Below are 12,706 nucleotides of genomic sequence, written 5' to 3' on the forward strand. Positions count from 1 at the left end.
TGTTTTTGCTAAGCCAAAGCACAAATTCTTCGTTCTCTCCATTATCGGCCTAACATCCCGAAGTTTCGGGATTCAGCCGGCAGTTTTTGTTTCTTTTTGATGCCATAAAGAAAGAAGCATGTCCACCCAAGACAAGTCTATTATTTATACTACCGACAGACGTTAATCGAAGAAGATTTTTTTAAATCATAATTCGTATTGTTTAAAGTTTTGATAGCCGCTCAAATAGTTCTCGCTGTTCAGTACTTAAATTTTTTGGAATTTTAATCTGCCATTTAATGTACAAATCGCCAAAATGATTCTCCTTTTTATAAACAGGGAAACCTTTGCCTTTCAAGCGTAAGTTTGTATCAGGTTGTGTACCTGCCGGGATATTAAGTTTTACTTTTCCACTTAAGGTTTCCACAATCTTCTCTCCACCCAATATTGCGGTGTATAAATCTATTTGTTCATCAATGTAAATGTCGTTGCCTTTACGCTTAAATTTTGGATGCTCAGCAATGTTAAAGGATATAAATAAATCTCCTGCCGGACCATGATTAGGACCAGGTGCACCATAACCAGGCAATTTAATTTTTTGTCCGTTTTCTACTCCTGCCGGAATAGTAATACGAACTTGTTTGCCATTAACTGTTAGTGTTTGCTTATGTGTTGTGTAAGCATCAAGCAAGTTTAAATTTAAGTCTGATGTGTAATCCTGCCCCTTAAATGGAGAACGCGAACTACTTCTTGAACCTCCGCCACCAAACATGGATGAAAAGAAATCAGAAAAATCTCCATCACCAAAACCCGAAAAACCACCTCTGCCTCGACTTTGAGATTGCTGGCGTTGCTTACCACCAAAAGCATCTGCATGTTGCCAGTTTTCTCCGTATTGGTCGTACTTTTTTCTTTTGTCAGGGTCGCTTAAAACCTCATTCGCCTCATTAATTTGTTGGAATTTCTTTTTCGCTTCATCATTATCTGCATTAACATCAGGATGGTATTTTCGTGCCAATTTCCGATAAGCTTTTTTTATTTCATCTGCTGTAGCGGTTTTATTAATCTCGAGAACTTTATAGTAATCTATATAAGCCATAGTTATGGAAACGATTTTTATTGAATGGTTTTAATTCGGATTGTAAAAATAAGGATTAGAATTAAAAGATGGCTGCCGCACAAAAAATAAAAGCCCCGATTTTTTCGGGGCTTTTAGCAGTTTCAAAATGAAATCTTATTTCTTGTTCTTTACATATTTCTCAAGCCATTGGTCTTGCTCCCAAAGTACGTGAAGAATATTTTCTTTACCACGATAGCCGTGTGCTTCAAAAGGCATGAAAACAAATCGAACCGTACCGCCCAAACCTTTAATGGCAGCAAACAAACGCTCACTGTTAATAGGGTAGGTTCCGGTGTTATCATCAGAATCACCGTGAATTAATAGAAGCGGTGTTTTGATTTTATCAGCGTAGCTAAACGGACTCATTTCATAGTACATCTGAGGTGCTTGCCAATAAGTTCTATCCTCGTTTTGGAAGCCGAATGGTGTTAATGTACGGTTGTAAGCGCCACTTCTTGCAATTCCAGCAGCAAATAAATTGGTGTGCGCCAATAAGTTTGCAGTCATAAATGCGCCATAGCTATGTCCGCCAACGGCCATACGTTTTCTATCGCCAACGCCTAAATCTGATAGTTTGTTAATTGCAGCTTCGGCATTTAAACTTAATTGATCAACAAAAGTATCGTTAGGTTTTTTACCATCCTTAGCAACAATTGGCATTTCAGCATTATCTAAAACAGCATAACCGCGGGTTACCCAATAAATTGGTGAACCCCATGAAATTGCAGTAAACCTATCTTTTGAACCACGAATTTGAGCGGCATCAGTTGCAGAATTAAACTCACGAGGATAAGCCCAGATTACTGCAGGTAGTGGTCCGTCTTTTTCTTTGTTATAGCCTTTTGGTAAATATAAGTCTCCGGTTAAATCTACACCATCGGCACGTTTGTAAGAGATTTTTTCTTTAGTAATACCATCTAACGAAGGATAAGGATTGCCGAAAGAAGTCACCGGTCTATCCGCCATGCGTAATACTAAATTTTTAATGTAATAGTTTGGAACTAATTTCTGACTTTCCTTACGCGTTAATAAAATAAGTTTATCAGGATCTATAACATCACTTACAAATTCATAAGTTCCCTCTGCGCTGCGCCAAATAATTTCATTCTTTTTTGTCGCTAAATCAAACTTCGCAAGAAATGGTAAATCGCCTTTTTCTGATGAACCAACAACATTGTTCATCAATAATTTGGTGCCGTTATCAACTAAATGAATTACCGAACGACCGTATTTATTTTTAGTTGTAACCGGCGAACCTGGGTTGCCATAAGCATCAGTTTGGTTACGGGTGTAAAGCTCTTCAATTTTTCCTGTTGATGGATTGTAAATGCTTACTTTATTGGTTTGCTTACTACGCAAACCTTCCATAACTAAAGCTAAATTGGCATTACCCCATTGTACACCACGATAACGAGTTTGAGTTTTGAAAAGCTCTTTTTCTGCTCCGGTAAAAGGTGCACTTAAGGCATAAACCGCATCATGAAAAGGAACATTCTTCTTAATTAAACCGCTATCTAATGGTTTAGCCCAGGTAATTGTTGCAGGTTCATCATCTCTCCAGCTGAAGCCGCGAGGTATATTCTGCGTATTGTCATAACCCGATGGTGTACCTTCTGAAGATGGAAGCTCTGCCAAAACCTTAACTGCTTTTCCGGTCAAATCTGTAATCGTCATGGTTGATGGAAAACCGCCTGCCGTAACCAGATATGAAAATGGTTTACGGATGGTTTCTACCAACATAAAGGTTTTGTCTGGAGATAAACTTACTGTACTGTAAATTGCTGGTTTGCCAATAGGTGTTTCAACACCCGCAGTATTTTTAACCAGTTGTGAAGTGCCGTAAAACTCAAAAAGTTGCTCATCAAAAGGCGATTTAATTAAATCCTGGTAAGTTGGACTTGGTGCCGCTTTACCTAAGTTTTGCTGAACAGTCGGGCCTTTTGGCATTAATGGTTTTACCGGAGCTGCGCTTGCTGGTTTAGTAACGGCTCTGTAAACAATTGTATTATCGTTTAACCAGGTTAAGCCGCTGCCTAAAACCGTATTTAAAAATGCTTTGTTTGTTTTGGTTGCCTTTTTAGTGGCTAAATCAATGATGTATAAATCAACACCCTTTTGAGTGGTATTGGTAAAGGCGATTTTATTTTGTGATGGATTCCAGCTAATGTTACCCGCGTATAATGGAGTAGGCAAACCTGTTATCGGGAAAGTTTTATCAGTTTTAATATTTTTAACAGAGAAGTTGTTAATGTAATTCTGGCGGCTGGGAGCGTAGTTGTTCGGGTTTAAACGCATACCAGCAATGCGATATTCTGGCATTGCTAACTCTTCTACCGATGGATAAGAATTTCTCTCGCTGAATAAAATCCATTCTGCTTTGTCATCAATGCTTACTCCTGGGGTTGGTTTCGCAAGCAATAAATCGGCAATTTCTTTTGGCGGTGTTTGGTAGCTTACTGCATCCTGCGCAGCAGTATTTAAAGAAACACATGCGCCTGCTATTAGAAAATAGAGGTGTAGTTTTTTTATCATAATTAGGGTTAGTTAAGTTTATTCGGTTGAATAATCAAATATGCGAATTTAATAAATAAGCCCTTGTTCCGTAACCGCTAATTTACATTTTTATAGGTTAATAAGTCGTTAGCAACGTCTTTCTCCAGTATCAATTAGCGAGTTTTCAATCATCTTTTTTAAGATATCTAAATTTACATCACTAAGTTTCTTAATGTAGATGCAGGCTTTACCCGTTTTATGTTTGCCAAAATGTAATAGTAGTTCTTTACGCTGTGGAAATTCTGAGGATAGATAAAGTGCTAAAGCGTCTTTTCTCGGCGAAAAGCCAACGATTGGAGCGTCACCTTCTCTGCCACTCTCATATTTATAATGATAAGCGCCAAAACCAATTATTGCGGTTCCCCACATTTTGGCTTTAAATGATGAAATTTCTTCAAATATCTTAACCAATTCAAAGGCATCATCGCGTTTAGTTTCGCTTTCTATCTTATTAAGAAATTCGGTAACACTATGCTCGTTTTCTGTTGTTTTATTCTGAGCCATACTTAATTTTTAAAAACCTCCCATTTATCAACATACAATATTAAATCGCTGGTTTGCAAAGGGTCGGCATTTGAAATTGTTAATTTCCCTTTTTCATCTCTGGAGATTTTCAAAACTGAACTAGTTGCATCTCCGTTTTCGTGTTTAATATATCCCTTATACAAAGCAGAACCCTTAGTTAGATCGGTATTCAAATTGCAATCAAAAGAATCAAGAATAATATCGTATTTCGATTTTGGCTCATTTGGCATTTCTAAATTAACAGTTATCAGGTTTATCGGATTAACTGTGATTTCAGCCTTTACTAAAAACTCTTTATTATTTTCTCTGCCGCTCTTGATATAATATTTAATCACATTGTCGCAGGTTTCATCCTTTTTAATTTTAGTAGGCTCAATTTTTGCAGAAATTGAGGTAAATAAAATAATGATTAAGACAAGAACTGATGGTATTTTGTTGTTGTAATGCATATAGATTTGTTAGCGTTTATCTTCAATTAAGATACAGAAATGATTTTATTTAATAGGTTAAAAAAAGGCTCGAAGAATTAACTTCAAGCCTAAGATATTTTGACGTTTAAATCTACTTAAATTCTCTAAAATCTTGTCCGTCTTTAATATTTAGCAAGCTTTCATAAATTAAGCTGATTACATTATCAACATCTTCTTTATGAACCATTTCTACCGTAGTGTGCATGTAGCGCAATGGCAAAGAAATTAATGCCGAAGGTACACCACCATTCGAGTAGGCAAAAGCATCAGTATCCGTTCCGGTAGAACGTGATGAAGCCTGGCGCTGAAACGGAATATCGTTTTTCTCGGCCGTTTTAATTAATAATTTATTTAAGTTGGTTTGAACCGCAGGTGCATAAGAAACCACCGGACCTTTACCTGCTGATAAATCGCCTTGCGTGTTTTTATTAATCATCGGCGTAGTGGTATCGTGGGTTACATCTGTTACAATTGCAACGTTTGGCTTAATGCGTTGTGCAATCATTTCTGCGCCACGTAAACCAATTTCTTCTTGTACAGAGTTTACGATGTATAAACCGAACGGAAGTTTTTTCTTGTTTTCTTTTAATAAACGAGCCACTTCGGCAATCATAAAACCACCGACACGGTTATCTAAAGCACGACCAACATAATAACGGTCGTTTAAAATCATAAATTCGTCTTCGTAAGTAATTACGCAGCCAACGTGAATGCCTAATTTTTCAACTTCTTCTTTTGATGTACAACCGCAATCTAAAAAGATGTTTTTAAGTTCAGGCGCTTGTTCCTTTTCGCCATGACGGGTATGAATTGCCGGCCAGCCGAAAACTGCCTTTACCAATCCTTTTTCGGTATGGATATTTACGCGTTTTGATGGCGCAATCTGATGGTCAGAACCACCATTGCGGATAACGTATATTAAACCATCATTTGTAATGTAATTAACATACCATGAAATTTCATCAGCGTGTGCTTCTATAACTACTTTATATTCAGCCTTTGGATTAATAACACCAACCGCTGTACCATAGTTATCTACGAAATGTTCATCAATATACGGTTTTAAATAATTTAACCATAGTTTTTGTCCTTCCCACTCATAACCTGTAGGTGCAGGATTATTAATATATTCTTCTAAAAATTGTAACGATTTTTTGGTTACAACAGCAACGTGTTTTTTCTTTTCGTCTTCTTTTTTCTTTGCCATATTGTATTTATGATTTTAGATTTACGATTTTAGAATGGCATGAGCCAAACAAATTCTGAAACCTAATTTTATTCATTTGAATCTGTGTTTCTTTAAATCGTATTTCGTAAATCTACAACCTAAAATTTCAATTCCATAACAACATAATCATTTCCATTTTTTGAAAATAGATTATCTGTTTCAAGGAATCCAAATTTAGAATAAAATTCGGTAGCGTTTACACGAGCATTACACCAAAGCCTCGAAGCTTTTTGAATTTTACAAAAATCTATCAAATAATTCATCAAAACTGTGCCATAACCTTTTTTCTGGTCATTTGTAAGTACTGCCAATTTGCGAAACTGGTAAATATCATCTTCATTAAATAATGAAACCACTCCCGTAAGTTTATGCTCGGCATATAAGCCAAAATGTATGCCCTCAAAATCATCTTCCAGCTTAACCAAATCAAAAGGAGCATCAGGATACATACTTTCATGCCGGATGCGCCAGGTTAGCGATGGGAAGATTTGCTCTACAACAACCATTACAACAAATAACTAAATCCAAACCTTAACAAGAGGGAGACTCTGTACTTATTAAAATCTGTTTGGAAGGATGGCCCTATTGCCAATTCTGTATTTACATTTTCCATTATATTATTCTGAAATCCCCATATTGGTGAAAAGGAATGGACAAAGTTTGTCGCATATCTTTTGTTTATTAAAATAGGTGTAATTAAGTTGTACTCCAGGCCGTAATAAGTGGCACTATTGTTTTCTACAATTTTTAGTGCTTTTTTTCTTTCGGCAAAATTGTAGTAATTTTTATACCCGATTGATAAAACCGGAGCAAAATTAACAAGGTAATCAATCCCCAAAACATCGCTGGCATTTCTTGGTTGCTTCGGGTGGAAAGGTGCAACAACCTCAATGGCAGCGCCAAAAAATAAACTTGATTGCTTTGATATTTTTTGCTCCCTTTCTAATCCTGTGCCCAAAAGGTAGGCTTTAAATTTGTTCAGAGATTTTATTTCGACAGTTGTTTTTACAGAATCTTGTGCCGATGCTTTTGTGAAAAGGAATAAATGGATGATGATTAAGAATGTTTTGAGTGCCGTTTTAGATTTCATTAATAATTAGTTAGTGAATTTTTTGCTTCCGTAGAATTTGTAAATTAAAATATTTAGTAAGATGATTGCAGCCATGCCATAGCAAAACAAACTCCAACCACCTAAATCCCACAACCATAAACCTAACGCAGAACCACAGCTTGCACCAATAAAACTAACCGACATAAATATCGTATTTAGCCTGTTCCTGGCTTCTGGAATTAAGGTGTAAATTCTGGTCTGATTGGTTACGTGTATGGCTTGCTGACCAATATCTATCAGTACAATTCCGATTACAAATAAATATAAGTGATTTTCGGTAAAGTAGAATAATGCAACACTTACAATTTGTAGTATGAACCCAATCATCAGATTTTTACGAGGATTATTACCATCGCTTAACTTGCCAACCAATGGCGCCGCCAAAGCACCGGCTGCGCCTGCAATGCCAAATAACCCTATCTGTAAGGTTTGAAAACTAAAAGGTGGATTAGCGAGAAATAACACCATCGTAGTCCAGAATGCGCTGATAATTGCAAAGGCCAGAAAATTAATAATGGAGGTTTCCCGAAGAACAGGTTGTTTTTTAATGTAGCTAAACATCGAACCCATTAATTGCTTATAATTCCCTTTAAAGGATGGAATACTTTGCGGAAAGCGTTTCGCCATTAATATTATCAGCAAGGCACAAATTGCTGCGGCAATATAATACATTGCCCGCCAACCGAGCCAAAAGCCAATACTACCGCTTACAGCCCTCGATGCTAAAATACCAACCAACAAACCACTCATTATCGAACCAATATTTGCACCACGGTTTTCATCGGTGCTTAAATTGGCTGCCAGTGGTAATATCAACTGGGGAACGATAGAACAGGTTCCGATGAGAACACTTGCAACTTCTAATAACAAAAAACTTTTGGCAACAGCCGCCGATAAAAGCGCTACAATTGCCATTCCGGTTATGATTAAGATTTGTTTCTTACGCTCAAACATATCACCCAAAGGCACTAAAAGAAATAATCCTAAGGCATAACCGATTTGTGTTAAGTAAGTAATGCGGCCGGCTACGCTTTCTGTTAGGTTAAAATCTTTTGCAATTAAAATAACAAGCGGTTGGCAATAATAAATGTTTGCAACAATTAAGCCCGTGCAAAAGGCCATTAAAAGAATATCTATACGTTTTAACATGGGGTGATATGTACGATGTTTTTATAGATGATGGATGATGGGATATGAAGAATGTTTTCTTCCATCACACCGCTCCACCCTTAAAAATGTAAATGGCTTATGAAAAATTGCTGATGTTTTTTTCCTTCTCCCATTTCCCAATTCCATCATCCATCTTTCATCCCTACAAAGGTATATTTCCGTGTTTTTTTCTCGGGTTATTTACCACTTTGTTTTCTAACATTTTGAAAGCTTTTATCAACTTAATACGGGTTTGAGATGGTTCGATAACCTCATCAATAAAGCCTCTTTCAGCTGCTCTGTATGGATTCGCAAAAATATCTGAATATAGTTTTTCTTTTTCCAGCCATTTCTCTTCAGGGTTTTCTGCAGCAGATATTTCTTTTTTAAAGATGATTTCCGCAGCGCCTTTTGCGCCCATTACTGCAATTTCTGCGCTTGGCCATGCGTAATTCATATCAGCACCGATATGCTTACTGTTCATTACGTCGTAGGCGCCACCATAAGCTTTTCTGGTGATAACCGTAATGCGTGGAACAGTAGCTTCGCTAAAGGCATAAAGTAATTTTGCACCATTGGTGATGATGCCATTCCACTCTTGATCTGTGCCTGGAAGAAAACCCGGAACATCTTCAAAAACCAATAACGGAATGTTAAAGCAATCGCAGAAGCGAACAAAACGAGCAGCCTTAGTTGATGAATTGCTATCTAAAACACCGGCTAAGTAGGCGGGTTGATTGGCCACAATACCAATACTTCTGCCAGCTAAACGAGCAAAGCCGACAACAATATTTTCAGCAAAATCTTTGTGCACTTCCAAAAAGCTATCTGCATCGGCAACTGAAGAAATAATTTCTCTGATATCATAAGGTTGTGAAGCATTTTGAGGCATAAAAGTATTTAGCCCTGGCCTGCTTTCATCTTCTTGTTCGTAAGCAATGCTTTCTGGTGTTTCCTCACAGTTTTGCGGCATAAAAGCCAATAATTTTTTAACGTGATTAATAGCCTCAATCTCGTTTGCACAGGCAAAATGTGTAACACCAGATTTAGTTGCATGTGTATTGGCACCACCTAATTCTTCTGAGGTAACCACCTCATGCGTTACCGTTTTAACCACATTTGGTCCGGTTACAAACATGTAAGAAGTTTGTTCTACCATCAAAATGAAATCGGTTATTGCAGGCGAATACACTGCACCACCTGCACAAGGCCCCATAATTGCCGATAATTGTGGAATAACACCTGATGCCTGAACATTTTTATAGAAAATATCGGCATAGCCACCTAAAGAAACCACACCTTCCTGTATTCGGGCACCACCGCTATCATTTAAGCCGATTAATGGCGCACCGTTTTTCATCGCCATATCCATTAGCTTACAAATTTTTTCAGCATGCGTTTCAGATAAAGAGCCTCCAAAAACTGTAAAATCCTGAGAAAAAACATATGTTAATCGACCGTTAACCATTCCGTATCCGGTTATCACACCGTCACCCAAATATTTTTCTCGCTCCATTCCGAAATCGGTACTGCGGTGTGTAACCAACATGCCAATTTCTTCAAAACTGCCTTCGTCCATTAAAAAGTGAACGCGTTCACGGGCCGTTAACTTGCCCTTTTTGTGCTGCGCATCAATTCTTTCTTGTCCGCCACCAAGATTGGCTTTGTTAATCTTTTCCTGAAGTAAAGCAATTTTCTTATCCATATTCGGTTCTATAGGTTTTAAAATTAAAAATTAGTATTGGGAAAACAAGGTTTAGTGAGGTGATTATTATAGCAAATCCGAAAATAAGATTTATACATTAAATTGATATTAGCAATTGTAATGCTTGAAGGTTTTATTATTTGTATATTTATTTAAGTGTTAATTAGTTGATTTTGTGTATTTTGTAATAACGATTTGGCTACATTACATTTTTTTTACAACCTGTTGTATTGAAAAGTCAATAATCCGATTATTTTTGCAAGCACGAGATTAAAATAAGATTAGAAACTGTTTAAATGTTTTTAAGGAAATATAAATATATCATTGTATCAACCTTTATGCTCATCTTTATTGCAAAGATGGGTATTTCTGGTGCGCCAGTGTTTTATACTTGTATCGACCGTGAAATTATGAAAGCAGTTATTATGCAAATTGAGTTAGAGCATGATGGCGGGAAGGATGCAGCAAAAGATACCGCCAAATTTACCGATTTTAAAGTAGTTGAGCTTAACCATCCAATTCTATCTTACGAATTTTCTTCAGGTCATTTCTTTCTTAAAAGCAGTTTTATCGAGCATTTTAAAAGATATGTAGAGCCGTTTCATCCAACGGTACCAACACCACCACCAAACTTTATTTAATCCATTTCAAGGCAATTTTAATTAAAATAACATTTTATGCAGATGTATCATTTGCTGAAATTGTTTTGTTTGCCAATCGCGATTTATTCGTTAAAATTTACCAGATAATCATATCGTTATGCAAAAGTTTAACCCGGCCTTTTCAGGTTCGGATGTAAAGAAATATTTTCTTGCAAAGAATTTAAAGAAGGACCTTCCATCGAGTATTGTAGTTTTTTTGGTGGCGTTGCCACTCTGTTTAGGTATTGCACTTGCCAGTGGCGCCCCTTTGTTTGCGGGTTTAATCACCGGGATAATTGGTGGAATTGTTGTCGCATCTTGTAGCGGTTCTCAACTAAGTGTTAGTGGTCCGGCTGCAGGATTAACGGTAATCGTTTTGGGTGCCATTACTTCTCTGGGTAGTTATCCAACGTTTTTGTTAGCGGTTGTGCTTGCAGGCGTTTTTCAAGTTATTTTAGGCTTTATTAAAGCGGGCACCATCGGTAATTATTTCCCATCTAGTGTAATAGAAGGTATGTTGGCTGCCATCGGCTTAATCTTAATCCTTAAACAATTACCGCATGCATTAGGTGTAGATACAGATTTTAGTGGCGATGAAGGTTTCTTTCAACAAGATCATGAAAATACTTTCTCTGCAATATCTGCTGCATTGGGGCACTTCAGTTTAGCCGCGGTCGTAATCAGTGTACTATCTATACTGATTTTAATTTTCTGGCCTAAAGTTAGGCAGCTTGCAATCATTCCGGCGCCATTAATTGTGGTAATAATTGGTATCGTTGGTACATTAATTTTTGCAGGAACAAATACCCCTTTAAGAGCCGATCAAATGGTTAAAATTCCGGTTGTTAGTGGCTTGGATGGCTTAATTGGACTATTTAGAATGCCTGATTTTGCTCAGCTTGCCAATAAAAATGTTTATATAGTTGCCTTAACAATAGCGGTTGTGGCCAGTCTGGAAACACTTTTAAGTATTGAAGCTGTAGATAAAATCGATCCGATAAAGCGTGTAACGCCAACAAACAGAGAGTTAATTGCTCAAGGTATTGGCAATATTACCAGCGGTATGATTGGCGGATTGCCTATGACATCCGTTATCGTTCGCAGTTCAGCTAACGTAAATGCAGGTGGTAGAACCAAAATGTCTGCAATATTTCATGGCACCTGGCTACTACTTTCTTTACTGTTTATTCCTCAGGTAATCAATATGATTCCCTTATCTTGTTTAGCGGCAATACTTTTGGTTACTGGTTACAAGCTAACCAGAATTGGTTTGTTTAAACACATGTATCATAAGGGTTGGGATCAATTTATACCCTTCGTTGTAACTATTCTGGCGGTTTTATTTACCGATTTATTAAAAGGTGTTGCCGTTGGTATGCTGGTTTCTATCTTTTATTTGTTGCGTACAAATATGCGCAATCCATTCTTCTACAGAATTACAAAGGAGGGCGATAAGAAAAACATAAGAATAAAACTTGCCGAAGAAGTTTCCTTTCTAAATAAAGCTGCAATACAGGTGGTTTTAAATAATGTACCAAGGGAAACGAATGTAATAATTGATGGTACAAATGCCCGGTACATCGATCCTGATGTTTTGGAAACGATTTTTAATTATAAGCACAATGCCTATACGAAGGGGATAATTGTAACACTGGAAAATATTAAGAAGCATTACACAGTGCCAAAATTAAACAACAATATTATTGATGATATAAATAAGTAATCGTTAAAATTTAAGTCCCGAAACTAATCGGGACTTTTTTATTTTTCAGTATTTGGCATATTGCCGGCCTCACCTTTATTTCCTTTTTCAGCATCTTCTCTGGCTTCTTCTGAACCGAAATCACCTTTACCAAAATCTTTTGCCAAATGACCAGCTTCAGATTTTACCTTGTTTTTATCACTATTTTTATTGCTATGGTGGCTTGGAACCAGCTGTTCTGGTAAATTGCTTTTCTCTGCCTTATTCTCTTTTTGATTGTCCATGATTTGAAGTTTTGTTCATAAAGAACATCAAAAAACCACTATTAGTTTTAAAATTGATAGGTTTTTGGAAATGAAGGGACCATAATTCTTGGGTGCTTTAGTCCCGTTATCCGCTGTAGCCCTCATTGCGTTTCGGGGCTGCCGCTACTACCCTACCGTGTACCCACATCCTTTTGGATTTCGAATCCTAGATAGATGTTATAGAATTTCTTGAGACCAATTATTAGGGTTGTTGCACC

General features: G+C 37.0%; 12 protein-coding genes. 2 read left to right on the forward strand and 10 right to left on the reverse strand.

Annotation, left to right across the window (positions count from 1 at the left end):
* Positions 1–202: 202 nt before the first annotated feature.
* The 9 genes from QWY86_RS11165 to QWY86_RS11205 all read right to left on the reverse strand — a co-directional run bounded on the left by QWY86_RS11165 (position 203) and on the right by QWY86_RS11205 (position 9,840).
* Positions 203–1,078, reverse strand: coding sequence for a J domain-containing protein (locus tag QWY86_RS11165; protein ID WP_290242067.1), 876 nt, complete (start codon positions 1,076–1,078; stop codon positions 203–205).
* A 135-nt stretch (positions 1,079–1,213) separates the two neighbouring features.
* Positions 1,214–3,631 carry an alpha/beta hydrolase family protein gene (locus QWY86_RS11170; protein WP_290242069.1) on the reverse strand — a complete coding sequence of 806 codons (2,418 nt, stop codon included), beginning with the start codon at positions 3,629–3,631 and terminating at the stop codon, positions 1,214–1,216.
* Positions 3,632–3,739: 108 nt separating this feature from the next.
* Positions 3,740–4,156, reverse strand: a complete 417-nt coding sequence (locus tag QWY86_RS11175) for a DUF1801 domain-containing protein (protein WP_290242071.1) — start codon at positions 4,154–4,156, stop codon at positions 3,740–3,742.
* A gap of 2 nt (positions 4,157–4,158) precedes the next feature.
* The gene (locus QWY86_RS11180; RefSeq protein WP_290242073.1) at positions 4,159–4,626 is read right to left on the reverse strand and encodes a hypothetical protein; all 468 of its coding nucleotides are present in this window, start codon (positions 4,624–4,626) and stop codon (positions 4,159–4,161) included.
* Positions 4,627–4,738: 112 nt separating this feature from the next.
* The gene (locus tag QWY86_RS11185; RefSeq protein ID WP_290242075.1) at positions 4,739–5,854 is read right to left on the reverse strand and encodes a M42 family metallopeptidase; all 1,116 of its coding nucleotides are present in this window, start codon (positions 5,852–5,854) and stop codon (positions 4,739–4,741) included.
* A 119-nt stretch (positions 5,855–5,973) separates the two neighbouring features.
* A complete protein-coding gene (locus QWY86_RS11190) occupies positions 5,974–6,381 on the reverse strand; it encodes a GNAT family N-acetyltransferase (RefSeq protein WP_290242077.1) in 408 nt (135 codons plus the stop codon).
* Positions 6,381–6,965, reverse strand: coding sequence for a hypothetical protein (locus tag QWY86_RS11195; RefSeq protein ID WP_290242080.1), 585 nt, complete (start codon positions 6,963–6,965; stop codon positions 6,381–6,383). The genes QWY86_RS11190 and QWY86_RS11195 overlap by 1 nt, the downstream gene beginning before the upstream one ends.
* A gap of 6 nt (positions 6,966–6,971) precedes the next feature.
* Positions 6,972–8,135, reverse strand: coding sequence for an MFS transporter (locus QWY86_RS11200; RefSeq protein WP_290242082.1), 1,164 nt, complete (start codon positions 8,133–8,135; stop codon positions 6,972–6,974).
* Between the two features lie 163 nt (positions 8,136–8,298).
* Positions 8,299–9,840, reverse strand: a complete 1,542-nt coding sequence (locus QWY86_RS11205) for an acyl-CoA carboxylase subunit beta (protein ID WP_290242084.1) — start codon at positions 9,838–9,840, stop codon at positions 8,299–8,301.
* 296 nt (positions 9,841–10,136) lie between these two features.
* Between QWY86_RS11205 and QWY86_RS11210 the strand changes: the two genes are divergently transcribed.
* Together QWY86_RS11210 and QWY86_RS11215 are read left to right on the forward strand one after the other, a co-directional pair.
* Complete coding sequence (locus QWY86_RS11210; protein WP_290242087.1) at positions 10,137–10,481, forward strand: hypothetical protein; 345 nt, start codon at positions 10,137–10,139, stop codon at positions 10,479–10,481.
* Positions 10,482–10,599: 118 nt separating this feature from the next.
* Positions 10,600–12,204: a SulP family inorganic anion transporter gene (locus QWY86_RS11215; RefSeq protein ID WP_290242088.1), complete on the forward strand. Its 1,605-nt coding sequence runs from the start codon at positions 10,600–10,602 to the stop codon at positions 12,202–12,204.
* Between the two features lie 38 nt (positions 12,205–12,242).
* On the opposite strand, the gene QWY86_RS11220 is transcribed toward QWY86_RS11215, so the two are convergent.
* Positions 12,243–12,467 (reverse strand): hypothetical protein, encoded by a 225-nt coding sequence (locus tag QWY86_RS11220; protein WP_290242090.1) that lies wholly within the window; start codon positions 12,465–12,467, stop codon positions 12,243–12,245.
* Between the last annotated feature and the right edge of the window lie 239 nt (positions 12,468–12,706).

It is taken from the genome of Pedobacter aquatilis, from assembly GCF_030409415.1.
GTDB classification, from domain to species: Bacteria; Bacteroidota; Bacteroidia; order Sphingobacteriales; family Sphingobacteriaceae; genus Pedobacter; species Pedobacter aquatilis.